The organism is Streptomyces ruber (assembly GCF_014648075.1).
GTDB classification, from domain to species: domain Bacteria; phylum Actinomycetota; class Actinomycetes; order Streptomycetales; family Streptomycetaceae; genus Streptomyces; species Streptomyces ruber.
Map to the genome: position 1 here is coordinate 362,312 of NZ_BMQK01000003.1, position 23,007 is coordinate 385,318.

General features: G+C 73.6%; 26 protein-coding genes. 10 read left to right on the forward strand and 16 right to left on the reverse strand.

From position 1 onward, the window contains the following. Positions 1 to 1,134, reverse strand: a complete 1,134-nt coding sequence (locus IEZ04_RS09835) for an STM4014 family protein (protein WP_189216341.1) — start codon at positions 1,132 to 1,134, stop codon at positions 1 to 3. Further along, the gene (locus IEZ04_RS09840; protein ID WP_189216342.1) at positions 1,131 to 2,096 is read right to left on the reverse strand and encodes an STM4015 family protein; all 966 of its coding nucleotides are present in this window, start codon (positions 2,094 to 2,096) and stop codon (positions 1,131 to 1,133) included. The genes IEZ04_RS09835 and IEZ04_RS09840 overlap by 4 nt, the downstream gene beginning before the upstream one ends. A 196-nt stretch (positions 2,097 to 2,292) precedes the next feature. Between IEZ04_RS09840 and IEZ04_RS09845 the strand changes: the two genes are divergently transcribed. Together IEZ04_RS09845 and IEZ04_RS09850 are read left to right on the forward strand one after the other, a co-directional pair. Continuing rightward, a complete protein-coding gene (locus IEZ04_RS09845; RefSeq protein WP_189216343.1) occupies positions 2,293 to 2,619 on the forward strand; it encodes a DUF8820 family protein in 327 nt (108 codons plus the stop codon). A 53-nt stretch (positions 2,620 to 2,672) separates the two neighbouring features. After that, complete coding sequence (locus tag IEZ04_RS09850; protein WP_189216344.1) at positions 2,673 to 3,707, forward strand: DUF6745 domain-containing protein; 1,035 nt, start codon at positions 2,673 to 2,675, stop codon at positions 3,705 to 3,707. A gap of 19 nt (positions 3,708 to 3,726) precedes the next feature. Here the strand turns inward: IEZ04_RS09850 and IEZ04_RS09855 are convergent, their stop codons facing one another. The 6 genes from IEZ04_RS09855 to IEZ04_RS09880 form a co-directional block, all read right to left on the reverse strand. Then, the gene (locus IEZ04_RS09855; protein ID WP_189216345.1) at positions 3,727 to 4,347 is read right to left on the reverse strand and encodes an L-threonylcarbamoyladenylate synthase; all 621 of its coding nucleotides are present in this window, start codon (positions 4,345 to 4,347) and stop codon (positions 3,727 to 3,729) included. 100 nt (positions 4,348 to 4,447) lie between these two features. Next, a complete protein-coding gene (locus IEZ04_RS09860; protein WP_189216346.1) occupies positions 4,448 to 5,812 on the reverse strand; it encodes an FAD-dependent oxidoreductase in 1,365 nt (454 codons plus the stop codon). Positions 5,813 to 5,943: 131 nt separating this feature from the next. Beyond that, positions 5,944 to 7,110, reverse strand: a complete 1,167-nt coding sequence (locus IEZ04_RS09865) for a hypothetical protein (RefSeq protein ID WP_189216347.1) — start codon at positions 7,108 to 7,110, stop codon at positions 5,944 to 5,946. A 99-nt stretch (positions 7,111 to 7,209) separates the two neighbouring features. Next, positions 7,210 to 9,348, reverse strand: a complete 2,139-nt coding sequence (locus tag IEZ04_RS09870) for a xanthine dehydrogenase family protein molybdopterin-binding subunit (RefSeq protein ID WP_189216348.1) — start codon at positions 9,346 to 9,348, stop codon at positions 7,210 to 7,212. Between the two features lie 51 nt (positions 9,349 to 9,399). After that, positions 9,400 to 10,392 (reverse strand): FAD binding domain-containing protein, encoded by a 993-nt coding sequence (locus tag IEZ04_RS09875; protein ID WP_189216349.1) that lies wholly within the window; start codon positions 10,390 to 10,392, stop codon positions 9,400 to 9,402. After that, complete coding sequence (locus tag IEZ04_RS09880) at positions 10,389 to 10,952, reverse strand: 2Fe-2S iron-sulfur cluster-binding protein (RefSeq protein ID WP_189216350.1); 564 nt, start codon at positions 10,950 to 10,952, stop codon at positions 10,389 to 10,391. The genes IEZ04_RS09875 and IEZ04_RS09880 overlap by 4 nt, the downstream gene beginning before the upstream one ends. A 180-nt stretch (positions 10,953 to 11,132) precedes the next feature. Here IEZ04_RS09880 and IEZ04_RS09885 point away from each other — a divergent pair, with 180 nt between their 5' ends. After that, on the forward strand, positions 11,133 to 11,576 hold the full coding sequence (locus IEZ04_RS09885; protein WP_189216351.1) for a hypothetical protein: 444 nt from the start codon (positions 11,133 to 11,135) through the stop codon (positions 11,574 to 11,576). A 78-nt stretch (positions 11,577 to 11,654) separates the two neighbouring features. On the opposite strand, the gene IEZ04_RS09890 is transcribed toward IEZ04_RS09885, so the two are convergent. The 5 genes from IEZ04_RS09890 to IEZ04_RS09910 form a co-directional block, all read right to left on the reverse strand. After that, positions 11,655 to 12,638 carry an aldo/keto reductase gene (locus tag IEZ04_RS09890; protein WP_189216352.1) on the reverse strand — a complete coding sequence of 328 codons (984 nt, stop codon included), beginning with the start codon at positions 12,636 to 12,638 and terminating at the stop codon, positions 11,655 to 11,657. Positions 12,639 to 12,746: 108 nt separating this feature from the next. Then, on the reverse strand, positions 12,747 to 13,559 hold the full coding sequence (locus IEZ04_RS09895; protein WP_189216353.1) for a metallophosphoesterase family protein: 813 nt from the start codon (positions 13,557 to 13,559) through the stop codon (positions 12,747 to 12,749). Then, positions 13,556 to 13,843, reverse strand: coding sequence for a BON domain-containing protein (locus IEZ04_RS09900; RefSeq protein WP_189216354.1), 288 nt, complete (start codon positions 13,841 to 13,843; stop codon positions 13,556 to 13,558). Before IEZ04_RS09900 ends, IEZ04_RS09895 begins: the two co-directional genes overlap by 4 nt. 24 nt (positions 13,844 to 13,867) lie before the next feature. Continuing rightward, positions 13,868 to 14,557 (reverse strand): hypothetical protein, encoded by a 690-nt coding sequence (locus tag IEZ04_RS09905; protein ID WP_189216355.1) that lies wholly within the window; start codon positions 14,555 to 14,557, stop codon positions 13,868 to 13,870. 143 nt (positions 14,558 to 14,700) lie between these two features. Further along, the gene (locus IEZ04_RS09910; protein ID WP_189216356.1) at positions 14,701 to 15,228 is read right to left on the reverse strand and encodes a DUF1360 domain-containing protein; all 528 of its coding nucleotides are present in this window, start codon (positions 15,226 to 15,228) and stop codon (positions 14,701 to 14,703) included. A 194-nt stretch (positions 15,229 to 15,422) separates the two neighbouring features. Between IEZ04_RS09910 and IEZ04_RS09915 the strand changes: the two genes are divergently transcribed. The 4 genes from IEZ04_RS09915 (at position 15,423) to IEZ04_RS09930 (ending at position 19,196) form a co-directional block, all read left to right on the forward strand. Beyond that, positions 15,423 to 16,337: an SDR family oxidoreductase gene (locus tag IEZ04_RS09915; RefSeq protein ID WP_189216357.1), complete on the forward strand. Its 915-nt coding sequence runs from the start codon at positions 15,423 to 15,425 to the stop codon at positions 16,335 to 16,337. A 124-nt stretch (positions 16,338 to 16,461) separates the two neighbouring features. Continuing rightward, positions 16,462 to 16,932 carry an SRPBCC family protein gene (locus tag IEZ04_RS09920; protein WP_189216358.1) on the forward strand — a complete coding sequence of 157 codons (471 nt, stop codon included), beginning with the start codon at positions 16,462 to 16,464 and terminating at the stop codon, positions 16,930 to 16,932. 99 nt (positions 16,933 to 17,031) lie between these two features. Next, positions 17,032 to 18,657 carry a phytoene desaturase family protein gene (locus IEZ04_RS09925; protein WP_189216359.1) on the forward strand — a complete coding sequence of 542 codons (1,626 nt, stop codon included), beginning with the start codon at positions 17,032 to 17,034 and terminating at the stop codon, positions 18,655 to 18,657. 50 nt (positions 18,658 to 18,707) lie between these two features. Next, a complete protein-coding gene (locus IEZ04_RS09930) occupies positions 18,708 to 19,196 on the forward strand; it encodes an MSMEG_6728 family protein (protein ID WP_189216360.1) in 489 nt (162 codons plus the stop codon). A gap of 2 nt (positions 19,197 to 19,198) precedes the next feature. Here IEZ04_RS09930 and IEZ04_RS09935 read toward each other — a convergent pair whose 3' ends face one another. Further along, positions 19,199 to 19,510 carry a hypothetical protein gene (locus IEZ04_RS09935; RefSeq protein WP_189216361.1) on the reverse strand — a complete coding sequence of 104 codons (312 nt, stop codon included), beginning with the start codon at positions 19,508 to 19,510 and terminating at the stop codon, positions 19,199 to 19,201. Between the two features lie 28 nt (positions 19,511 to 19,538). Continuing rightward, a complete protein-coding gene (locus IEZ04_RS09940) occupies positions 19,539 to 19,943 on the reverse strand; it encodes an SRPBCC family protein (protein WP_189216362.1) in 405 nt (134 codons plus the stop codon). A gap of 155 nt (positions 19,944 to 20,098) precedes the next feature. On the opposite strand from IEZ04_RS09940, the gene IEZ04_RS09945 reads away from it, so the two are divergent. Continuing rightward, positions 20,099 to 20,272, forward strand: coding sequence for a CsbD family protein (locus IEZ04_RS09945; RefSeq protein WP_189216363.1), 174 nt, complete (start codon positions 20,099 to 20,101; stop codon positions 20,270 to 20,272). 137 nt (positions 20,273 to 20,409) lie between these two features. Here IEZ04_RS09945 and IEZ04_RS09950 read toward each other — a convergent pair whose 3' ends face one another. Beyond that, a complete protein-coding gene (locus IEZ04_RS09950) occupies positions 20,410 to 20,613 on the reverse strand; it encodes a hypothetical protein (protein WP_189216364.1) in 204 nt (67 codons plus the stop codon). Positions 20,614 to 20,980: 367 nt separating this feature from the next. On the opposite strand from IEZ04_RS09950, the gene IEZ04_RS09955 reads away from it, so the two are divergent. Further along, positions 20,981 to 21,775 (forward strand): SDR family NAD(P)-dependent oxidoreductase, encoded by a 795-nt coding sequence (locus IEZ04_RS09955; protein WP_189216365.1) that lies wholly within the window; start codon positions 20,981 to 20,983, stop codon positions 21,773 to 21,775. Between the two features lie 74 nt (positions 21,776 to 21,849). Further along, entirely contained in the window at positions 21,850 to 22,929 is a 1,080-nt protein-coding gene (locus tag IEZ04_RS09960; protein ID WP_189216366.1) for a YihY/virulence factor BrkB family protein, read from the forward strand. The last annotated feature ends 78 nt before the right edge of the window (positions 22,930 to 23,007 follow it).

The following is a 23,007-nucleotide window of genomic DNA, read 5'->3' on the forward strand; positions in this document are numbered from 1 at the left end:
TCAGGGGCGCGCATGGTCGTTCCTCGGTTCGGTGGGGTGCGGGGCCGGTGACGGGAGGGGCACGGCCGTCCGCGCGGCGGCTATCTGCGCCGCGTAGGTGTCCAGGCCCTCGGCGGGGCCGCCCGGGAGGCCGGTCAGGCGGGGCAGCAGGTCGCCGAAGGCGTTGACCTCGCCGACGGCGAACCGCCGCCAGCCGGTCGCCGGGAGCAGGTCCACGCCCACGCACAGCGTGCGCGGGAAGCAGGCCGCGGCCGCCTCGCAGACGGCCAGCGCCCGCGTCCAGCTCGCGCCCGCCAGCGCGACGACCGCCGCCAGGTCGCCCCGTGCCCCGCCCAGGTGGAGGTTGGTCAGCGGGGTGCGGCTGGTACGGACGACGGCGTGGGTGGCCCGGCCCGCCACGACCACGACCCGCAGGTCCGCGGTCCTGCCCCCGACGGACGCCTTGGGCAGCCAGCGCTCGACGTGCAGGCCGTCGGGCGCGAGCGCGTCCACGATGCCGGCGATCTCGCGCTCGTCGGTGTAACGGCGCACCCGCAGCGAGTTGTGCAGCCCGTCCGGTGTCACCTCCACCGATGTCGTCGCCCTGATCCGTCCGCCGGCTCCCGTCTCCACGGCCAGCACGCCGGACGCGGAGGAGCCGTGCGCCGGCTTCACGAAGACGCGCGGCATGCCGTGCTCCCGCATCGCCGCCCGTACGTCGTCCCAGCCGCGCACCGGCAGCGCCCCGCCGGAGGTGGGCGACGCCGGCACCGGCACCCCGGCCGCCGTCAGCCGGGCGTGGCAGAGCCGCTTGTCGAACAGCACGGCCAGCTCGTCCGGGTCGTCCAGCCGTATCCCGCCCCGCAACGAGCGGACGGCGTCCAGGAAGCGGGCGTACCAGCGGGCGGACCCCTCCACGCGCGTGGGCTCGACGGCCCCGCGCAGGTGCCGGTCCACCTCCACGTTCTCGCCCGGTGAGTCCAGCCGCACGATCTCGTCGTCCGCGAAGGTGTGACCGCCGTCGCGCAGGACGTCGCGCCACTCGACGAGGCGGGGCGTGCCGATCCCGGCGGCCCGCGCAGCCTCGGCGAACAGCGTCACCCGCCGGTTCTCCCCGTTGCCGACGACCGCCCAGCCGAGCGACCGGCCCGTCACTCACCCACCGCCACGTAACGCCAGACGTCGCCGTCCCCGTCGTCGTCGGACTCCGCGTCGTCGGGGTCGGTGTCGACCCGGACGCCCGCCGGTTCCAGCGTGTCCCGCAGCCGGGCGCGCATCTCCTCGCCGAGGAAGTTGTAGTGCATGTCCAGCGTCTTGAGGTGGGTGAGCGGCTGGCCGGTGAGCAGTGCGGCGGCGCCGTCGTCGGTCAGTACGCCCATCGAGACGTCGAGGACGTCGAGCCGGGCCACCACCGGCGCGGCGGCGAGGGCCGCGCAGATGTCGTCCTGCATCTCGCTGTTGCGCAGGGCGAGGTGCTTCAGGGCGGGCAGCCGGGTGCCCGCCAGGATCGGCTCCAGGTCGGTGACCTCGGCGTCACCGCCGTACTCCGAGGTGCCCAGCCACAGGTCGAGGTGCTCCAGCGCGGGCAGCTCGCTGGCCGCCACCCCGCGGACGGCCTCGGCGGGCATGCCGCCGGTCTCCACCCGCAGCGTGCGCAGCCGGTCGTGGCGCACCGCGTTGAGCCGCAGGTCGTGGCCGCCGCGCACACCGAGTTCGGCCAGGTCCCCGAAGGTCTCCAGCAGCGGGGTGACGTCGCCCTGCGCGATCCAGGAGATCTCGCTCTCCTCGACGGTGATGTCGCCGAGGAACAGTGCCCGCAGAGCGGGCAGTTGTCCGTGCGCCTTCACCAGCGCCTCGATCACGCCCTCCGGGCCTCCCTCGTACGCCTCGCCCCAGACGCCCACGATCAGCGCGCGCACCCGGGTGATGTCGACGGCGGCCCGGAACCGCTCGAAGGCCTTCTCCCAGCTCTCGCCGCTGCCGTAGATGTCCCCGGTCACGCGCCAGGCCACCGACTCCGGAGCGGGCAGACCGGCCGGGTCCACCGGGCCGTCCTCCTCGCCCGGGAAGTGGAAGGCGGGCAGGCCGTGGAGTTCCTGCAGGTGGTCACCGATCATGTGCGCCCGTTCCTCGTTCCGTGTCGGTGGAGAGTTCAGCTCGTCGTGCCCGGGGCGAACCTGCCGACCGGGTGAAGGAGTTCTACCAAGCCCCACTGACAAAGCGATCATCGGGCCCCGGGCATGGGCGATTGTCAGTGGCTGCCCCTACGGTCCTCGGCATGGCACACCGCGTGCCCCGACCGGAGGGAGACCCATGTACCGGCAAGGCGACGTCCTGATCGTTCCGCTGGCGGCGGACGCCGTTCCCGAGCACGTACGGGACGCGCCGTCACAGCCGCGCGACACCCGCGGCCGGCTCGTCCTCGCCCTCGGCGAGGTCACCGGGCACGCGCACGCCGTGGTGGGCCCGGGCCGGCTGGTCCGCGAGGCGGGCGCCACCGGACCGATGCTGCTGCACGTCCCGGAGGGCGCGCGGGTGGTGCACGAGGAACACGCGGCGATCTCCCTGCCGAAGGGCTGGTACCGCGTCGTGCGGCAGCGCGAGTACGTGCCGGGCTCGGTACGGATCGTCGCGGACTGACGCACCGTCGGGCCGGACGGGAACAGAACATGCACATCGAGGAGGAAAACGGCGTGACGGAGCAGTCGGACTGGCGGGCGGTGGCGGCGGCCACGGGACCGGGTGACCGGGCGGCGGCAGAGGCCGGTGTCGGGCTCGCCTACCGGTCGGCGGGGCTCGACGCACCCGCGCGGATCGTCTGGGCCCGCTCACCGCTGGAGGCGGTGCGGCTGCTGTCGGGGGAGCGGACGGAGGCCGGTGAGCCGCTCCCGCACAAGGGGGCGAGCGTCCGGGACGCGCTGCGCGACGTACCGATCGCCGCCGAACGGGACCGTCTGCACGCGGAGCTCGGGCCGACGGGCTGGAGCGAGCACTGGCGCGCCACGGGCGAGAGCCTGTGGGAAGCCGCCCGCCCGCTTGTCGACCGGGTCCGCCGGGGCGTCGTCGAGGCGCTGGTCCCGGAGCCGGACCGGGCGGAGGAGTCCCGGATCCGGCTGCTCCTGCTGGACGCGGTCCTCGGCCAGCACGACGCGGCCTGGCTGTCCGCCCTCGGCACCGGCCCTAAGTCCGGGCTGCGCGGACTGGCCGAGGTGGCCCGCACGGCCGGCTGGTGGTGGCCGTACGAGAACGTGGCGGTGATCGGCGAGCGGCCCACCGCGCTCCACCGCGACGAGGCGGGCCGCCTGGACCGCGGCGACGGCCCCGCCCTCGCCTACGCCGACGGGTTCGCCCTGTACGCCTGGCGCGGGATGCCCGTGCCCGGTGCGTTCCTCGACGAGCTCACCTCACTGACGCCGGAGAGCATCCGGACCGAGGGGAACGCGGAACTGCGCCGCGTGATGCTCGAGCACTACGGCTACGACCGCTACCTGGCGGAGTCCGGGGCGGAGCCGGTGCACCGGGACGGGACGGGCGTGCTCTGGCGCATACCCCTGCCCGGCGACGAGGACGTGGTCATGGTCGAGGTCGTCAACGCGACGCCCGAGCCGGACGGCACGTACCGCACCTACTGGCTGCGGGTGCCGCCCAGGACGCGTACCGCCCGGGAGGGGGTGGCCTGGACGTTCGGCCTGGACGCCGACGCGTACGCGCCGCTGCGGCAGACCTGAGCCGCGGCGGCCCGTCGCGTCACTCGAACCGGGAGGTGTCGCCCGCCCCGCGGCGGACGATCTCGGGCTCGCCGCCGGAGAAGTCGATGACCGTCGTGGGCTCGGTGCCGCAGTCACCGGAGTCGACCACCGCGTCCACCACGTGGTCGAGGCGCTCCTTGATCTCCCAGCCCTGGGTCAGCGGTTCCTTCTCGTCGGGCAGCAGCAGCGTGCTGGAGAGCAGGGGTTCGCCGAGCTCGGCGAGCAGGGACTGGGTCACGACGTGGCCGGGGATGCGTACGCCGACGGTCTTCTTCCTCGGGTGGAGCAGCCGGCGCGGCACCTCCTTCGTCGCGGGCAGGATGAAGGTGTAACTGCCGGGCGTGGCCGCCTTGACGGCCCGGTACACGTCCTTGTCGACGCGGACGAACTGCCCCAGCTGCGCGAAGTCCTCGCACACGAGGGTGAAGTGGTGCCGGTCGTCGAGCTGCCGGATCGCCCGGATGCGCTCGATGCCGTCACGGCTGCCGAGCCGGCACCCCAAGGCGTAGCAGGAGTCCGTGGGGTAGGCGACGAGCGCCCCCTCGCGGATGCTGTCGGCCAGCTGGCGGATGGTGCGCGGCTGGGGGTTGTCCGGGTGCACGTCGAAGTACTTGGCCATCCTTCGAGCCTATGCCGTGACCCGGCGCGCACGCGAAAGGCGGGACCCTCGTGGAGGATCCCGCCCGTCGTCGGCCACGGTCGCCCGTGTCCGGAAGGACCTATGCGCCGCTCTCCCGGAGCATGTCCTCGCGCTCGACGTACTTCACGCGCTCGCGGCCGTGCGGCTCGCCCTGCGCCTTCTCCGCGGCGTCCAGCTTGTACCAGCCCTCCCAGGTGGTGAAGCGGACGTTCCGCTCGGCGAGGAAGGCGTCCACGGCCTCCTCGGCGGGCGCGGTCGGCGTGTGCAGCCGGCCGTTCGCGAAGTCGTCCAGGAGGTTGGCGACCGTCTCGTTGGCGTCGCCCTTGGTGTGCCCGATCAGGCCCACCGGACCGCGCCGGATCCAGCCGGTGACGTACGTGGACTGCAGGTGGGTGCCGCCCTCCTCGATGACCCGGCCGCCCTCGTCGGGCACCGTGCCGGTCTCGACGTCCCAGGGCAGCTTGGGCAGCTTGTCGGAGAGGTAGCCGACGGCCCGGTAGACCGCGGTGACGTCCCAGTCCTTGAAGGTGCCGGTGCCCTTCACGTTGCCGGTGCCGTCGAGCTCGGTGCGCTCGGTGCGCAGGCCGACGACCCGGCCGTCCTCGCCGAGGATCTCGGCGGGCGACTCGAAGAAGTGCAGGAACAGTTTGTGCGGACGGTCGCCGACGTCGCGGATCGCCCAGTTCTCCAGGGTCTTGGCGACCATGTCGGCCTGCTTGTTGCCGCGCCGGGTGGCTATCGAGCCCTCGTCGTAGTCGATGTCCTCGGGGTCGACGATGACCTCGATGCTGGGGGAGTGGTCCAGCTCCCGCAGCTCCATGGGGCTGAACTTCGCCTGCGCCGGTCCGCGGCGGCCGAAGACGTGGATCTCCACCGCCTTGTTGGCCTTCAGACCGTCGTACACGTTCGGCGGGATCTCGGTCGGCAGCAGCTCGTCCGCCGTCTTGGCGAGGATGCGGGCCACGTCGAGCGCGACGTTGCCGACGCCGAGGACGGCGACCTTCTCGGCCTCCAGCGGCCAGGTCCGCGGCACGTCGGGGTGGCCGTCGTACCAGGAGACGAAGTCGGCGGCGCCGTAGGAGCCGGCCAGCTCGATGCCGGGGATGTCGAGCGCGCGGTCGGCCGTCGCACCGGTGGAGAAGATCACCGCGTCGTAGAAGGCCCGCAGGTCGTCCAGGTTGATGTCGCGCGGGTAGTCGACGTTGCCGAAGAGACGGATCTGCGGCTTGTCGAGCACCTGGTGCAGGGCGGTGATGATGCCCTTGATGCGCGGGTGGTCGGGGGCCACGCCGTAGCGGATCAGCCCGAACGGCGCGGGCATCCGCTCGAAGAGGTCGATGGACACACCGGGGTCGGCGGCCACGTCGGACTTCAGCAGCGCGTCGGCGGCGTAGATCCCGGCGGGGCCGGCTCCGACAATGGCTACCCGCAGGGGGCGGGGCATGATCAGTTCCCTTCGAGCGGTGAATACGACTCGCAGGCAACCCTAAACTAAGGTGACCCTAAGCTGGTATGCAGGTCAGATCTATGACCTCATCAACCGCTTTTATGGCCCCAGGGCACTGTCGCACCATGTTACGTGCTCTCCTTGACGCCCTCGCCGCCGGGCCCGGGGCCGGGCGTACCGGAGGACGGCGTGTGGCCCGCTCGCGCACGTTCGAGTGATTTCGTCAGCGTGCGCAGGGAGAAACGTTCACGTGGGCGGGGCTCCTCGCGCGGCGCCGGAACCGGGCCGTGCCCCTCCTCCCGGTACACGGCCAGCGCCTCGTGGGCACGGTCGGCGGCCTCCCGGTACAGGTCCCGCGACTTCGTCATGGCCTCCAGGGCCTCCGCGTACGCGGCCACGAGGCGGCGGGCGTGATCCAGCTCCTCCTCGACGGTCAGCAGGTGCCACTGCTCGCGCAGCTCGGTGACCGCCTCCTCGGCCCACGCGGAAAGGGGCTCGGGCAGCGCGGCGTACCGCACCACCGTGTCGATCAGCTCGGTGGGTTCCGAGCCGTCGAGGAACACGGTCCGGACCGCGAACTCCTCCGCGTCGTGACCGGGCCGCGCGGGCGTGCCCGGCAGCACGACGGCCCCGCCGCGCGGCAGCCGCACGCCCAGGTCGCCGAGCGCCCAGTTGACCACCTGGAACTGGTCCGGGGCGGCCCGGTGCTCGACGACGCGGTGCCGCAGCCCGGGCGGCAGCATCGGGGTCAGCGGCCGCAGCCCGCGCTCGTCGGGCGTCATGGCCTCGTGCACGACGACGTGGATGTTCCCGCTGTGCCGCGCGCAGTCCCTGAGCAGGCGCCGCAGCTGCTTCTCGTCCGCGGGCAGCCGGTTCGCCGCACGCAGGCGGAGCCCCGGCACCACGTCCTGGTCCCAGGCGGCGTCGTCGGCCGTGTCCCCGGCGGTCCCGGGCCAGAAGACGGTGGCGGGGGACGGCCAGTCGAGCTTCCAGGACCACTCGGCCTCCGCCGCGAGCACCCACTCCCGTGCGCCGTCCGCGCCGTCCGGCGGGCCCACCGTGAGGCGGGCCCGTACCACGATGTCGCCGTCGACCAGCCAGCGGGCCTCGAAGACGTGCCGCCCGGGCGTCTCGTCCGGGCCGTCGAACTCCAGATGGTCCTGGATCACTCCGGCGCTCTTCAGCTCCGCCAGACGGCGGCGGACCAGTTCCTCGGCGGGGGAGCCCGTATGGCGCCCGCGCGCCAGCCAGACGCTGTCGGGAGCCGTGGCACGGACAGCGGGGGATTTCGCCATGGTTCTCTCTGAGCAGATGGAACAGATGGAAGTCGGATGCGCCTCCCAGTATGGTCCGCCCACGTCAATGGAGTGACGGGAGGGCATCCGGCACATGGATCATGTCATCGCCGCGTGCGGAGCGTGACGCCGTTCCCGGAGGGCGGTGAGGATCCGGTCCGGCGTGAGCGGCAGCTCGCGGAAGCGGACACCGGTGGCGTGGTGGACGGCGTTGCCGATGGCCGCCGCCGTGCCGACGATGCCGATCTCGCCGATCCCCTTGCTGCCCATGGGGTTGAGGTGGGGGTCGTGCTCGTCGATCCAGTGCGCCTCGATCGCGGGCACGTCGGCGTGGACGGGCACGTGGTAGGAGGCCAGGTCGCGCTCGGCGAAGTCGCCGAAGGACGCGTCCACCGTGCTGCTCTCGGTCAGCGCCATGCCCAGCCCCATGGTCATGCCGCCGATGAACTGGGAGCGGGCGGTGCGCTCGTTGAGGATGCGGCCGGCGGCGAACACGCTGAGCAGCCGGCGGACGCGCACCTCCCCGGTGACCGTGTCGACGGCGACCTCCGCGAAGTGGGCGCCGAAGGAGTGCCGGGCGTAGGGGCTGTCCGCGTCGGCCGTGCCGGTGGTGTCGGCGCGGGCGTCCAGCCCGTCCGCGGGCAGGGGGCCGCTGTGGGCGGCCAGCCGCTCCGTCAGCCGTGTGCACGCCTCGTGCACGGCCCAGCCCCAGGACGCCGTGCCGGACGAGCCGCCGGCCAGCGGTGCCGTGGGCAGGTCGCTGTTGCCGACCTCGATGCGCACCCGGTCCAGCGGTGTGCCCAGGGCGTCCGCGGCGACCTGGGCGAGGACCGTGCGGGCGCCCGTCCCTATGTCGGTGGCGTTGATCCGCACCGCGAAGGAGCCGTCGGGCAGCGCGTGCGCGGACGCGGTCGACGGCGACACCATCACCGGGTAGGTGGCGGATGCGACGCCCGAGCCCACCAGCAGGTTCCCGGTGGAGGCCCGCGCCCGCACCGCACGGCCGGCCCAGTCGAAGCGGCGGGCGCCCTCCCGCAGGCACTCGGCCAGGTGCCGGCTGCTGAAGGGCTTGCCGCTGTCGGGCTCGTGCGCCGTGTCGTTGACGATCCGCAGCTCGACCGGGTCCGTCCCGAGCGCGTCGGCCAGCTCGTCCATGGCAGACTCCAGGGCGTACATCCCCGGGGCCTCGCCGGGCGCGCGCATCCAGGACGGGCTCGGCACGTCCAGCGGTGTCACCCGGTGGAGGGTGCGGCTGTGCGGTGAGCCGTACATGACGCGGGACGGCACGGCGGCCTGCTCCACGAACTCCTTGAGGCGCGAGGTGTGGGTGTCCACCTCGTGGATGAGGGAGGTCAGCCGGCCGTCCCGGTCCGCGCCCAGCCGCAGGCGCTGCACGGTGGGGGCGCGGTGCCCCACGACGGTGGCCAGCTGGCGGCGGGGCAGGGAGACGGTGACCGGCCGGCCCGCCCGCCGGGCGGCCATCGTGGCCAGCACCACGTCGGGGCGCGGCGTCCCCTTCGACCCGAAGCCGCCGCCGACGTGCTCGGCGGTGACGGTGATCCGCTCCTCGTCCAGCCCGAACAGCGCCGCGAGGGTCCGGCGCACGGCCGTGGTGCCCTGGCTGGAGGTGTGCACGGTGAGACGGTCGCCGTCCCAGTGGGCGGTGGACGTGTGCGGCTCCATCGGGTGGTTGTGCAGGGGCGGCACCCGGTAGACGGCGTCGATGCGGACGGGCGCGGCGGCGAAGTCCGCGTCGGGCGTGCCCCGCTCCCGGGTGGCGGGGTTCCCGCCGTTGGCCTCCTCGGGGACGTACGCCGCCGGGTGGTCCGCCGTGAGGAGCACGTCGTGGTCCTCCGCCGCGTAGTCGACGTGGACCTCGGCGGCGGCGTCGCGCGCCTGCTCCAACGTCTCGGCGACCACCAGGGCGACGAACCAGCCGCGGTGGGGCACCCGGTCGTCCTGCAGGACGGCGAGCGTGGCGTCGTCCTGTTCGCCCAGCCGGGGCGCGTTCTCGTGGGTGAGCACGGCCAGGACGCCCGGCATGGACAGGGCGTCCGAGGTGTCGACGGCGCGCACCCGGCCGCGGGCGACCGCGGCCTGCACGGGCCAGGCGTGGGCCCGCCCGGGCAGCGGGTGCTCCGCGGCGTACCGGGCGGTGCCGGTCACTTTCTGCCGTCCTTCCCGGCGCTCGGCGGGGGCGCCGGTGGCGGTGTGGTGCGCGGCCAGGGGGTCGGCCATGGAATTCTCCTTGCGAAGCTCGCGAAGACTCGGCAGTCCGGGGAGGAACGGTCAGGCCACGGTGGGCGGGACCAGGCGGGTGAGGACGTCCACGCCGACGTTGCGGGCCAGCGGCACCTTGAAGGCGTTGTCCCGGAGCGGCCGGGCGGCCGCCAGCTCCAGGTCGAGGGCGTGTCCGAACGCGGCCTCGGTGGGCGCCGCGCCCAGCAGCGCGGCCTCGGCCCGCTCGGCCCGCCACGGCCGGTGCGCCAGCCCGCCGAACGCGATGCCCGCGTGCCGGACGACCCCGTCCTCCACGCGCAGGACGGCGGCGACGGAGGCGAGGGCGAAGGCGTACGAGGCGCGGTCGCGGGCCTTGCGGTACAGGGACGGCAGACCGGCGGTGGCCGCCGGCAGCACCACACCCGTGACCAGCTCCCCGGGCCGGATCTCCGTGTCCCGCTCCGGGCGGTCGCCGGGCAGCCGGTGGAACCGGGCCGCGGGCACGCTCCGGGTGCCGTCCGCGCCGTACAGCTCGACGCGGGCGTCCAGGGCCGCGAGCGCCACCGCCATGTCGGACGGGTGGGTGGCGACGCAGGTCTCGGAGTGCCCCAGCACCGCGTGGTCGCGGTGGACGCCCTCCAGGGCGGCGCAGCCACTGCCGGGCTGCCGCTTGTTGCAGGGCTTGGTGACGTCCTGGAAGTACGGGCAGCGGGTGCGCTGGAGCAGGTTGCCGCCCGTCGTCGCCGCGTTGCGCAACTGCCCGGAGGCGCCCGCGAGCAGCGCCTGGGACAGCGCCGGCCAGCGGTCGCGGACGGCGGGGTGGGCGGCCACATCGCTGTTGCGGACCGTGGCCCCGATGCGCAGCGAGCCGTCGGGCAGCTCCTCCACGGCGTCCAGCGGCAGCCGGCCGACGTCGATGAGGGCACCGGGCTGCTCCACGCCGAGTTTCATCAGGTCGACGAGGTTGGTGCCGCCGCCGAGGTACTTGGCGCCGGGATGGGCCGCGTACGCCTCGGTGGCCTCCTCGACGCTGCCGGCCCGTACGTAGGCGAAGGCCTTCACCGGATCACGTCCTCGACCGCGTCGACGATGTGCGGATAGGCGCCGCAGCGGCAGAGGTTGCCGCTGAGCCGCTCGCGGATCTCCTCCCGGCCGAGCGGCATCGGCCGCCCCGACGGCGTGCCGGGGTCCGTGACGTGCGACGGGTGGCCCGCCCGGGCCTCGTCGATCGCGCCGAGGGCGGAGCAGATCTGCCCTGGGGTGCAGTAGCCGCACTGGAAGGCGTCGCGGTCAAGGAACGCCTGCTGGAGCGGGTGCATCCCGCCGTCGCCCAGCCCCTCCACGGTGACGACCTCGCTCCCGTCCAGCGCGACGGCGAGCTGCAGACAGCTGTTGACCCGGCGCCCGTCGACCAGGACGGTGCAGGCACCGCACTGGCCGTGGTCGCAGCCCTTCTTGGCGCCCGTGAGGTCCAGGTCCTCGCGCAGGACGTCCAGCAGCGCCCGCCGGTGGTCGAGGGTCAGGGTGCGTGGTGTGCCGTTGACATGAAGCGTCACCTGCGAGTGGTGGCGGTCCGCCGCGGCCGTGGCGGCGTCGTCGCGTGTGTGGTGCCGGCTGCCCATGAGGTCGTTGGCCTTCCGCGGGGGGACAGGATGCTCCCGGTTCGCGTATCCAGGCTGCGGCAACCGACACGGACCGGCACGCGGGAGAGGCCGGACGGGAGGACGGCGCCCGAGCGGGACGTGTGTTACCGCCGTGCCGGGGCGTGTTTGGCGCCCCGGCTCGGGGCAAAGCGGTTGTCCATGAGTGGAGCGAACGAGAACACGAGCCGGAAGACCGACACCGCCGCGCGGACGACCGCGTCCAAGGCCCGGCGGGCCGCGGACAAGGCGACGGCTCCCGCCTCCCCGACCGCGGAGGCCGCCGCCGCGAAGGCGGACGGCGCGGCGAAGGCGGCGAAGTCCGCCACCGTGTCCGCCGCCGACCGGACGGCCGCCGCGACGACCGGGGTCGCGCAGACCGCCGCCAAGGGCGTCGAGACGGGCCGTCAGGCGCTCGTCACGGCCTCGGGCCAGGTCGCGGCCGGCGCGAAGACGGCCTGGACGGTGATCCAGCACCGCAAGCTGGTCGCCGCGGGCGTGGGCGTGGGCATCACCGCGCTGACCGCCGCGTCCTACGCGGCGGGCCGTCGCGTGGAGCGTCACTCGTACGGTCCCGTCGCGCGGTGGATCGGCGGCCGCGCCTGACCGCCGGCCGCGGGGCCGTACCCGGTCACGGAGGGGGAGCGGCGCACCCGGCGCCGCTCCCCCTCCGTGCGGGCGGGCCTACCAGCGCCCCTCGACCTGGTCCTTGATCCGCCGGTCGTACAGGTCGCGGATCGCGGTCAGCGTGTCCTCGGAGAGCGGCGGCAGCTTGGCGGCGGCCGCGTTGGCCCGGGCCTGCTCGGGCGAGCGCGCTCCGGGGATGACGGTGGTGACGCCCGGCTGCTGGATGATCCAGCGCAGTGCCAGCTGGGCCGGGGTGTACCCCTCCGGAGCGAGCGCGGCGAACTCCGCCGCGGCCTCCACGCCCGTCGCGTAGTCGACACCCGAGAAGGTCTCGCCCCGGTCGAACGACTCGCCGTGCAGGTTGAACGTGCGGTGGTCGTTCTCCGGGAACACCGTGTCCTTGGTGTACCGGCCCGACAGCAGACCGGAGGCCAGCGGCACCCGCGCGATGATGCCCACGCCCGCCTCCCGGGCCGCCGGGAGGACCTCCAGCAGCGGCTTCATACGGAACGGGTTGAGGATAATCTGAACGCTCGCCACGTTCGGCCGCCGGATCGCGGTGAGCGCCTCCGCGCAGGTCTCCACGCTCACGCCGTACGCGCCGACGCGCCCGTCCTCGACCAGGGTGTCCAGGGCGTCGAACACCGCGTCCGAGGAGTAGACGGACGTCGGCGGGCAGTGCAGCTGCACCAGGTCGATGCAGTCGACGCCCAGGTTGCGCCGCGAACGGTCGTTCCACTCGCGGAAGTTGTCCAGCACGTAGTTCTCGGGGACCTGCTCGACGCGGCGGCCCATCTTCGTGGCGACCAGCACGTGCAGGTCCTGCCGGCTCCGCAGGAAACCGGCGATGGTCTGCTCGCTGCGCCCGTCCCCGTACACGTCGGCCGTGTCGAAGAAGGTCACTCCGGACTCGGCCGCCGCCTCCAGCACCGACTGGGCCTCCCGGTCGTCCACGTCGCCCCAGTCGGCGCCCAGTTGCCAGGTGCCGAGGCCCACGGCCGACACCCACTGACCCGATCTCTCGATTACGCGTTCTTCCATCCCGACAGTGTGTCATCCGCCCCGCGCGCCGCACGGGACGAGGCGCCCCGGGCCCGTCGCCGCGGCGGGGACGGGCCCGGGACGCCTCGTCCCGGCATCCGGAGTCCGTCAGGTCATGAACCCGGGCGCCGGGTCGTCGGCCGACTGCCACGCGTGCCCGGCCGGGGCACCCGCCCCGGTGCCCGCCGCGGCCGGTTCCGGGGTCTGCAGGTGGTACACGTTGAAGGCGCGCCGGATGACGGGCTGCGCCACGTTGCGCACGCGGACGCCGCCGCTCGTCATGCCGTGCTCCGAACCGGCGTGGGCGTGCCCGTGGACGGCGAGGTCCGCGCCCGCGGTGTCGATGGCCTCCGCCAGCAGGTAGCTGCCGAGGAACGGGTAGATCTCCAGCGGCTCCCCGGCCAGCGTCTCGGGCACGGGGGAGAAGTGGGTGAGGGCGACGCGCACCTCGCACCCCTGCTCACCGAGCTCCTCCAGCGACCGGCGCAGCCCGTCGGCGCAGCGGCGGCTGTACCGGACGAACTCCTTCATGATCGGCTCGCCGAACTCCCCGGCGTTGCGGCCCACGAAACCGCCGCCGAAGCCCTTGGTGCCGGCCACGCCGATCCGGCCGTGGGCGGTGCTCACGACGGTCGCCCGCCCCTCCAGCACGTGGACGCCCGCGTCCTGGAGGATCTCGGTGACCTCCTCGGGCCGGTCGTCGTGGTGGTCGTGGTTGCCGAGGACGGCGACGACCGGCACGGCCAGGTCCCTGACCTCCTCGGCCACGACCCGGGCCTCCTCCGGCGTGCCGTGCCGCGTGAGGTCGCCGGCCAGCAGCAGGATGTCGGCGCACTCGGGCAGGGTGTCGAACGCGGGCCGGAGGGCTCCCCGGCTGTCCGGGCCCATGTGGATGTCCCCTACGGCGGCGACCCTGATCATGAGAGCTCCTCCGCGTGGTCGGGCGAGTCCGTCTGAGCGACCAGGATGTCGCTGTGGATCTGGACCCCCGCCAGTTCCTCCTCGGCGGCCGCGAGGACCCGGTCCCGGCACTGCGCCGAGGGGACCGTGCCCGTGAGCAGGACGCCCGGGCCGCGGGCCTCCACCCGCACGCCGAGCTCGGCGGAGTCCCCCCGGGCGAGGCGGTCCCGCAGGTGCGCGACGCGGTACTCGAGGTTCGCGGCCGTCGGGGCGTCGTCCGTGGGATGTGTGCTGCGCTCGTTCATCGGTGTCCTCAAGTCTCTTCGTCCTCAGTGCTCCTCGTACGGCCCGATGACGTCCAGCCGTTCCAGGAGGAACAGGAAGGCGGCGGGCATCGGCGCCGCCCCGCAGTCGCGCCGGACCTCGGCCCAGTCGATCTTCTCCCGCAGCGCCCGCGCGATCGGCAGGACCGAGCCGAAGTCGCAGTAGTGCTCGGAGAAGGCGCCGAGCAGGCTCCTCATCAGGTCGGTGGGCGCGAGTACCGGCATGCGGACCGAGTCGACGGGCAGTTCCTCCGCCCGCTTGAGCATCTCCATGGTGACCGGCTGGTGCGCCAGTTCGAAGATGATGTCGATGTCCTGGCCGAGGCACTTGGCCTTGATCAGCCAGTCCTCGGGCGGCGTGTACACGAGCAGGCCGGCCTCCCGCAGCGTGGCGGCCACCGCTTCGGCGTCCTCGGGAAGGACGCAGAAGTCCGCGTCGTGCTGGAGGTTGCCGCTGCCGCCGTGCGCGTAGACGGCGACGCTGCCCGCCAGCGCGAACGGGTGCTCCCTGCGTTTCAGCAGCGCGCCGACCTGCTTGGCCGCTTCGAGGATCGCCTGGTTGCGGTCGCGGGGCAGCTCGTGCTCGTGTTCGTGCACGCCATGCCCGTCGAGCTGTGCGGCGCGCACGCCGAGCGGGGGCAGATCAGGCTGATCCGCGCCCGTGCTCAGAACTGCGTCGTCCGCGTTCTGCGTCATTACGAGACTCCGTTCGCCGAGACGGATGGTGGACGGATGGTGATGCGGGTGTGGTGACGGGGAGCGACCACGGCCCCGTACGGCGCCGGGTACCCACGCCGCGCGTTCCGAGACGGGAGAGCGCGGTGAGGGACACGGTCCGCTCACTTCTCGGCGTGCTGCTCCGTCCAGGTGTACGCGTACTGCAGGAAGTCGGCCATCGTGATCGCGCCGAGGCCCGCGCAGACCAGGCGGGTGGCCCGGGGCGCGGCGGTGTATCCGGCGACCAGGGTGCCGGCCGCCCACGCGGAGGCGCAGAAGGGGCAGGTGAGCAGGTCGCCGATGGCCAGCTGGAGACCGGTCCCGCGGGGCTGGTCCGTCACCTGGCCGGCCTTGTCGTCGCGCTCACGGCGGGTGAAGGGGGCCCGTACGAAGCTGGTGATCTTGTCCTTGGTGAGCAGCCGCGACACCTTGAACGTCGCGGCGCCCAGCAGCGCCAGGTCCAGCGGCGGGACACGGTCGGGCAGCCGCACGCCACGCCTGCGCGCGGCCAGGGCGAACAGGGTGACGCCGCTCACGAAGGTCCCCGCGAGCAGGGCGTATCCCCCGAGGGGCACCCTGCCGTGCTCGTCGTAGGGCCGGTCGCCGTCCGTGGGCCGGTCGCCGCCCGTCAACCGGTCGCTGTCCGTCATGAAGAACCTCCGTCGGGGAATCGCCGTCCAGGTCGGGCCGAGTGCCCCGGCCCGGGCGCCGCCACACGCGTGACCAGCCGCCGTCCGTGACCGGTGACGGTGGAACCGCTCCGGGAGGGAACCCGTGCCGGACCGGGGGAGTGCCGTACCGGTGGCGTCCACACGCCGCCGGCCGCCGACAGGAGGAGCAGCGCGTGAAACAGGGGCCGTTGCGGGACCGCACCGCCGTCGTGACCGGCGCCGCACGAGGACTGGGCGCCGCCCTGGCGCACGAGCTCGCCCGCCGTGGCGTCAGGGTCGCCCTCCTGGGCCACGAGGAGGACCGGCTGCGGGCCCTGGCGGCCGCGCTGCCCACCCGGGCGGCGGCCTGGGCGGTGGACGTCACCGACGAGGCGGCCATGGCGGACGCCGGCCGGCAGGTACGCGCGACGCTGGGCCCGCCGTCGGTCGTGGTCGCCAACGCCGGGGTCGCCGAGGGCGGCCTCTTCGCCGACGTGGACATGGCGTCGTGGCGGCGGGCGGTCGACGTCGACCTGTCGGGCAGCGCGATCACCGCCCGCACCTTCCTGCCCGACCTGGTGGCCACGGCCGGCTACTACCTCCAGGTCGCCTCCCTGGCGTCCCTCGGCGCGGCGCCCATGATGAGCGCGTACTGCGCGGCCAAGGCGGGCGTGGAGGCCTTCGCGTTCGCGCTGCGCGCCGAGGTGGCCCACCAGGGCGTCGCGGTGGGCATCGCCTACCCCGGCTGGACCGACACCGACATGATCCGCGACGCGGACCGCTACCCGGTCATGCGCGGACTGCGCGGCCTGATGCCGCCCCCGTCCGACCGCACGCTCCCGACGGAGAAGGTCGCCGTCCGGCTGGCCCGCGCGGTGGAACGCCGGCGGGCCTCCGTGTACGTACCGCGATGGCTGGTGGCCGTCCAGGCGTTCCGTCCCGCGGTGCCGCCCGTCGTGTCCCGCGTGGCGCGCCGGCAGATCCCGCGGCTGGCGGCCGGAGACCCGTTGCGCCCGACCGGACTGCTGGGCCCGGGCGGCGAGGCGGACCGCCAGGCGTGCGCGGCACGCGACCGGCGGTCGGGCGGGGAGGCGGCGCCGCCGGGGTGAGTTCGCGTGCCGTGTGCCTCGGCCGTGGACGGGTGGGAAGGCCGGTCCGTCCGGTTGAAGCGCGGCGGGCGGGGAACCCGGGGCCGGTCCCTCTTCCCGAGCAGGCGCGCCACAGGAGGCTCCGTTGGCCGTTCGCCACCGACTGATCAGGACCAGTCCCGACAATGTCTGGGCCGTACTGGCCGACGGCACCCGGTACGCCGAATGGGTCGTCGGGACCTCCGACTCGTACCCGGTCCACGGAGAGTGGCCCCGGCTGGGGGCCGCGATCCGCTACGAGATCCGCCTCGGGCCCCTCGCCGTGCACAACGAGACGGTCGTCCGGTTCTGCGACGAGGGGCGGGAACTGGGCCTCGAGGCCCAGGCGGGCCCGTTCGGCTCCGCGCGGATCGCCATCGAGGTGCGCCCCTGGGGCGAGGACTCCCTCGTCTTCATCGACGAGCACCCCCTGAGCGGCATCGGCGGCAGGCTGCACAACATGGCGCTGGAGGCCGCCCTCCAGATCCGGCACCGCGCCATGCTCAAGCGCCTGGCCGACATCTGCGAGTGCATGCCCCGCCTCGGCCGTGCGGCCACGCCACAGCCGGTTCCCTGACCCGCCGGCACACCGGCGCCGGGAGACGTCCGCGGACCTCCCCCGGCGCTTCTCGTACCCACACACATGCCGTCCGGAAGAAAGAAGCAGGAGGCGAACATGCCGGATGCCGTGGTGATCGGGGCCGGCCCCAACGGTCTCGTCGCGGCCAATCTCCTCGCCGACGAGGGGTGGAGCGTCGAGGTGCTGGAGGAACAGGACGAACCCGGGGGAGCGGTCCGCCACGACAACGGCGTGCACCCCGACTTCACCAACGACCTCTTCAGCTCGTTCTACCCGCTCGCCGCCGCGTCCCCGGTGCTCTCCGAGCTCCGGCTGGAGCGCCACGGCCTGCACTGGAGACACGCGCCGCGGGTCCTGGCCCACCCCTTGTCCGACGGCCGCTGCGCCGTGCTCGGACGGGACCTGGACGACACGGCCGCCTCCCTGGAAACGTTCGCCGACGGGGACGGCGCCGCCTGGCGCGAGCTGCACGACGTCTGGGAGCGGCTGCGCCCCGACCTGGTGGACGCGCTGTTCACCCCGTTCCCGCCGGTGCGCGCGACGGTGAAGCTCGCCGCCCGGCTGCACGCCGCGGGCGGGCTGCGGCTGGCCCGGTCGCTGGTGCTGCCGGTCCGGCGCCTCGGCGACGAGGAGTTCCGCGGCGAGGGCGGGAGACTTCTGCTGGCCGGCAACGCCCTGCACGCCGACCTCGCGCCCGAGGCCGCGGGCAGCGGCGGGTTCGGCTGGCTGATGTCCATGCTGGGCCAGACGTACGGCTTCCCCGTGCCCGAGGGCGGCTCCGGCGCCCTCACCGCCGCACTGGTCTCGCGGCTGGAGGAACGCGGCGGTGTGCTGCGGTGCGGGACGCGGGTCTCCCGCGTCGAGGTCCGCCGGGGCCGGGCCGTCGGGGTGTGGACCGCCGACGGCGAGCCGGTGGTCGCCCGCCGCGCCGTCCTCGCGGACGTGTCCGCGCCCGCCCTCTACGGCGACCTGATCGACCGCGCCCACGTACCGGCGCAGGTCCTGGCCGACCTGCGGCGCTTCGAGTGGGACTTCGCCACCTTCAAGGTGGACTGGGCGCTCGACGGCCCCGTCCCCTGGCAGGCCCCCGACGCCTCGCTGGCGGGCACCGTGCACCTCGCGGACGGGGTCGACGAACTGACCCGGTTCGCCGCCCAGATCGCCATGCGCCAGGTACCGGACCGGCCGTTCACGCTGTTCGGCCAGATGACGACCTCCGACGCCACCCGTTCGCCCGCGGGCACCGAGTCAGCCTGGGCGTACACCCACGTACCCCACGAGATCAGGGGCGACGCCGGCGACGAAGGTCTGTCGGGAGCCTGGAACGCCAAGGAGCAGGAGGTCTTCGCCGACCGGGTCGAGCGGCAGGTCGAGCGGTTCGCGCCGGGCTTCCGGTCCCGCATCCGCGCCCGCCGGATCCTCGCCCCGCCGACGCTCCAGGCCATGAACGCCAACCTGTACGGCGGCGCCATCAACGGCGGCACCACCGCCATGCACCAGCAGCTCGTCTTCCGCCCCCTGCCGGGCACCGGCCGTCCCGAGACCCCGGTGAAGAACCTCTTCCTGGCGTCCGCGAGCGCCCACCCGGGCGGCGGCGTGCACGGGGCGCCCGGAGCCAACGCCGCCCGTGCCGCGCTGCGGGGACACCTCGCGCGGCCCTCGCTGACCCGGGTCCAGTACGCGCTGACCCGCCGCAACCGGGCGGGGGACCGCAGCGCCTGACCCGGCGTCGTCCCGGTACGGAACCGGGACGACGCGGTACGGACAAGAGCATGCAGACATTCCTGACCCACGCCGACTTCACGGAGTCGGCCCTCGCCCTGGACATGCGCCGCCTCGGCAAGCAGCGGGTGGAGACCCTCCAGGTGCTCCGCGGCCTGACGGTCCCGGGCTACGGCTGGCGCCGCCATCCGGCCGTACGGATGTGGAGGGGGTACGAGGAGGCGCTGGTCCGCTACGGGCTGCAGATGTGCCGGGTCTGGCGGGACCAGGGGCACCAGGACAGCTGCGCGGCCAAGCTGGTGGCCGACCTCACCGCCCACCGCCCGGGCATCCACGTACGCACGCAGGCGGAACTCGCCGAGGCGGGGGAACTGCCGCCCTGGCTCGGCGAGCCCGCGCTGCACATCAGCCACCGGTCGGCGCTCGTGCGCAAGGACCCGGAGTACTACAAGCCCCTGTTCTCCGAGGTGCCGGAGGACCTGCCGTACTTCTGGCCCGCCTCGGACCGCGACCCGGAGGCCGCGCAGCCCGAGGCGTGACCTCACACGCGGTGCCCCTGCGCGGCGAGCCAGCGGTGGACGGCGTCCTTGTCGGCCGGGGTGATACGGAGAGGCCCGTCGACGTGGGGTCCCTCGTCCTCGTTGAACCCGGTGTCCGTGACCCGGGCGGTGACCCAGGTGGCGAGGTCCTGCGCGGCGTCCGCGGACAGCCGGCCGCGCTCCCAGCCGCCGCGGGCCTCCCGCGCGGCCCCGGGGTCGTGCCGTTCGGTCTCCCGCAGCCAGGAGGGGACGAGGCGTTCGACGGCCCGGTGGTCCGCGGAGGTGTCGGGCCGGTGGTTCCCGTGTGCGTTCATGTACCGGCGGGTTCCCCGTGGTACGGGTTCAGGCCCGGCCGCCCGACTCCTGTTCGGCGAGTTCGCCCAGCCGGTCCAGGCTGCGCCGCAGGGCGTCCTCCACCTCCTGGCGCGGCGGCTCCCCGGCGAAGAACGAGAGATGGAGGATCACCTCGCTGGGCGCCTCGCCCGTCCCCTCCACCTGGAGCCACCCGGCGTAGTCGCCGGACTCCCGGGTGCCCCACTCGACGCGCATCTGATTCTGGGAGACCCGGACCAGGGCCGGTTCCCCGCGGTGCTCCGGCGGCTCGACCACCGTCACGGCGGGCGGGTCCTCGGCGTGGAAGCGGAACGACGGCGACATCCAGCGGCTGATCTCGCCCAGGTCGCTCACCTCGGCGAACACCGTCCGCGCCGGCGCCGCCACCGTCTTCGTCATCTCGAACTCGGACATCACGGCCTCCTCTGCCTCTGCCTCGGCGTGCGGGCCGGACGGGTTCCCGGCCGGCCGGTGCCGACACGCCGGGAACTTCCCGGGTTTGGGTGCGGCGGCAGCGGTCACCCGACTCACCGGCAACGCATAGTCGACCACTTCTGGAGTGAAGAACTGTGGCTGGTGACCAGAAGGCCAAGAGCAAGATGGAGCAGGCCAAGGGCAAGGCCAAGGAGACGGTCGGCCGCGCCGTGGGCAACGAGCGGATGACCGCCGAGGGCCGTGCGGAGCAGTCGAAGGGCGACGCGCGTCAGGCCAAGGAGAAGACGAAGGACGCCTTCCGGCGCTGAGTTCCCCGTACCGGCTTCTCCCCGCGGCTCTTCCCCGCGTCGTACGGAACCGCCGGCAGTCGTGCTCGTGGCCCCCGTCCCAGGGACGGGGGCCACGGCATGTCCGGAAGCCCGGTCGCCTCGTCGGCGGGTGCGGTTCAGGAGAACCAGCCGCCGCCGGAGTTCGAGCCGGAAGGCGGCAGCGCCGGGGCCGAGGGGGCGCCGGGTCTCGGAGGAAGGCCCGTGTCCGTGTTGAGGACCCGTTCGAGCTCGCGCTGGATGCGGCGGGCTTCCTCGCGGGTCTGCAGCGGTATGTCGCCACGTTCCCGTATCAGTTGGGCGTAGATCGGTGCATCGTGCACGAGTCGGGGTGCTCCTCGGGTCTGGTGCCTCGCCTCACCGGCGGGGCAGCGGCCTCACCACGGCAGTCATCCTCTCACTTCGAACGCGGTCCGCCAGTACGGGCCCCGTCCGGTGGCAGGTTTCCGACCTGCGCACATGGGTGTCGTGGGACGTGGTCGGCGCAGCCAACACCGGGACGGCGGACGGTTGTTGCGCGCACGCCCCCTTTCCGGCCCGTACGTCGGACAGGCGGCCGCGAAGGCTGATATGCGTACGCACACTTGCGGCGCTTGCATTTACCCGCGCATGCAACTAAAGTCTCGTTCGTCGCGAACCGGAAACACGGACGCGGACACACGCAGGTACGCGGAAAGGCTGTGCACCGTCATGAACATCGATCTGAAGGGCCGTACCGCGCTGGTCACCGGCTCCACCCAGGGCATCGGCGCCGCGATCGCCGCCGCGCTCGCCCGGTCGGGCGCGCGGGTGGCCGTCAACGGCCGCACCCCCGAGCGGGTGGAGCAGGCGGTCGCCGACCTGGCGCGGGAGGTGCCCGGCGGCACGTTCGTACCGGTTCCCGCGGACGTGAGCACCGAGGAGGGCGCGAACCGGGTGGCGGAGACGCTGCCCGAGGTGGACGTCCTCGTCAACAACCTCGGCATCTTCGGGGCCAGGAACCCCCTGGAGATCACCGACGAGGAGTGGCGGCGCTACTTCGAGGTCAACGTCCTCGCGGCCGTGCGCCTCACCCGCCTCTTCCTGCCCGGGATGACGGAGCGGGGCTGGGGCCGCGTCCAGTACATCGCCAGCGACTCGGCGGTGGTCGTCCCCGCCGAGATGATCCACTACGGCATGTCCAAGACGGCGCTGCTCGCGGTGAGCCGGGGCTTCGCCAAGCAGGCCGCCGGCACCGGGGTCACGGTCAACTCCGTCATCGCGGGTCCCACGCACACCGGCGGGGTCGAGGACTTCGTGTACGAGCTCGTCGACCGTGAGCTGCCCTGGGACGAGGCCCAGCGCGTGTTCATGCGCGAGCACCGGCCGCAGTCCCTGCTGCAGCGCCTCATCGAGCCCGAGGAGATCGCCAACATGGTCGTCTACCTCGCCTCCGACCAGGCCTCGGCCACGACCGGCGGCGCGCTGCGCGTGGACGGCGGGTACGTCGACTCCATCCTGCCCTGACCGGCCGGACGGCCCCGGGCGGCGGTGAGCGGCGGGGCCGCGTGAACCCGTGAACCGGGGATACTCGCCCGCACATGTCTCGGCTGACGAAACTCATGCACAGGCGGCACCAGGACGGAGACGGGGCGGAGCCCGCGCCTCCCGGTGCCTCCGAGGACGGCACCGCCGATCGCGTCGGACCCGACCCCGAGGTGGAGGAGCGGGCCCCCGACTCGCCCGTGCAGCTGCCGAAGCGCTCGTGGCTGGCGGTGCTGAAGGGGACACTGAAGGAGTTCCAGGACGACGAGCTGACCGACCGCGCCGCGGCCCTGACGTACTACGGCGTGCTGGCGCTGTTCCCCGCCCTGCTCGTGCTGGTGTCCCTGCTGGGGGTCGCGGGTAAGTCCGCCACCGACGAGGTGATGGACAACCTCCAGCAGCTCGCCCCGGGGTCCGCCCGCGACATCATCACGGACGCCGTCGAGCAGCTGCGGGGCAACGGCGGCATCGGTTCGGTCATGGCCGTCGTCGGTCTGGTGCTGGCCGTCTGGTCGGCCTCCGGGTACGTCGCCGCCTTCATCCGCAGCGCCAACGCCGTGTACGACATGCCCGAGGGCCGCCCGGTGTGGAAGGTCCTCCCGGTGCGCGTCGGCGTGACCGTCCTGCTGATGGTGATGGCCGTGCTCAGCGCCCTGATCGTCGTCTTCACCGGCGGGATCGCCCGGCAGGCCGGTGCCGCGCTGGGCATCGGGGACACCGCGCTGACGGTGTGGTCGATCGCCAAGTGGCCCGTGCTGGTGCTCCTGGTCACCTTCATGATCGCGATCCTGTACTGGGCCGCCCCGAACGCCAAGGTGAAGGGCTTCCGGTGGATCTCGCCGGGCAGCTTCCTGGCCCTGGTGATCTGGTTGATCGCCTCCGCCGGGTTCGCGTTCTACGTGGCCAACTTCGGCTCGTACAACAAGACGTACGGCACGATGGCGGGTGTCATCGTCTTCCTGATCTGGCTCTGGATCAGCAACCTGGCGATCCTGCTGGGCCTGGAGTTCGACGCGGAGACCGTCCGGCAGCGGGCGATCGCGGGCGGTCACCCGGCGGACGAGGAGCCGTACGCCGAGCCGCGCGACACCAAGGCGTGGGACGAGGAGGACCGGCGCCGGGTGGAAGGGCCGTAACGCCGGACGGCGCCGGAAGCCGCTGCTCCCTGGCGGACCCGCTCACGGGTCCGCCAGGGAGCAGCGGCTTCCCGGGAG

Bases quoted from the DNA above. Each gene is read 5' to 3' on its own strand.
- IEZ04_RS09840 (WP_189216342.1), bottom strand. From the start codon at position 2,096: ATGATCGGTGACCACCTGCAGGAACTCCACGGCCTGCCCGCCTTCCAC.
- IEZ04_RS09845 (WP_189216343.1), top strand. From the start codon at position 2,293: ATGTACCGGCAAGGCGACGTCCTGATCGTTCCGCTGGCGGCGGACGCC.
- IEZ04_RS09855 (WP_189216345.1), bottom strand. From the start codon at position 4,347: ATGGCCAAGTACTTCGACGTGCACCCGGACAACCCCCAGCCGCGCACC.
- IEZ04_RS09860 (WP_189216346.1), bottom strand. From the start codon at position 5,812: ATGCCCCGCCCCCTGCGGGTAGCCATTGTCGGAGCCGGCCCCGCCGGG.
- IEZ04_RS09865 (WP_189216347.1), bottom strand. From the start codon at position 7,110: ATGGCGAAATCCCCCGCTGTCCGTGCCACGGCTCCCGACAGCGTCTGG.
- IEZ04_RS09870 (WP_189216348.1), bottom strand. From the start codon at position 9,348: ATGGCCGACCCCCTGGCCGCGCACCACACCGCCACCGGCGCCCCCGCC.
- IEZ04_RS09880 (WP_189216350.1), bottom strand. From the start codon at position 10,952: ATGGGCAGCCGGCACCACACACGCGACGACGCCGCCACGGCCGCGGCG.
- IEZ04_RS09885 (WP_189216351.1), top strand. From the start codon at position 11,133: ATGAGTGGAGCGAACGAGAACACGAGCCGGAAGACCGACACCGCCGCG.
- IEZ04_RS09890 (WP_189216352.1), bottom strand. From the start codon at position 12,638: ATGGAAGAACGCGTAATCGAGAGATCGGGTCAGTGGGTGTCGGCCGTG.
- IEZ04_RS09895 (WP_189216353.1), bottom strand. From the start codon at position 13,559: ATGATCAGGGTCGCCGCCGTAGGGGACATCCACATGGGCCCGGACAGC.
- IEZ04_RS09900 (WP_189216354.1), bottom strand. From the start codon at position 13,843: ATGAACGAGCGCAGCACACATCCCACGGACGACGCCCCGACGGCCGCG.
- IEZ04_RS09905 (WP_189216355.1), bottom strand. From the start codon at position 14,557: ATGACGCAGAACGCGGACGACGCAGTTCTGAGCACGGGCGCGGATCAG.
- IEZ04_RS09910 (WP_189216356.1), bottom strand. From the start codon at position 15,228: ATGACGGACAGCGACCGGTTGACGGGCGGCGACCGGCCCACGGACGGC.
- IEZ04_RS09925 (WP_189216359.1), top strand. From the start codon at position 17,032: ATGCCGGATGCCGTGGTGATCGGGGCCGGCCCCAACGGTCTCGTCGCG.
- IEZ04_RS09930 (WP_189216360.1), top strand. From the start codon at position 18,708: ATGCAGACATTCCTGACCCACGCCGACTTCACGGAGTCGGCCCTCGCC.
- IEZ04_RS09935 (WP_189216361.1), bottom strand. From the start codon at position 19,510: ATGAACGCACACGGGAACCACCGGCCCGACACCTCCGCGGACCACCGG.
- IEZ04_RS09940 (WP_189216362.1), bottom strand. From the start codon at position 19,943: ATGTCCGAGTTCGAGATGACGAAGACGGTGGCGGCGCCGGCGCGGACG.
- IEZ04_RS09955 (WP_189216365.1), top strand. From the start codon at position 20,981: ATGAACATCGATCTGAAGGGCCGTACCGCGCTGGTCACCGGCTCCACC.
- IEZ04_RS09960 (WP_189216366.1), top strand. From the start codon at position 21,850: ATGTCTCGGCTGACGAAACTCATGCACAGGCGGCACCAGGACGGAGAC.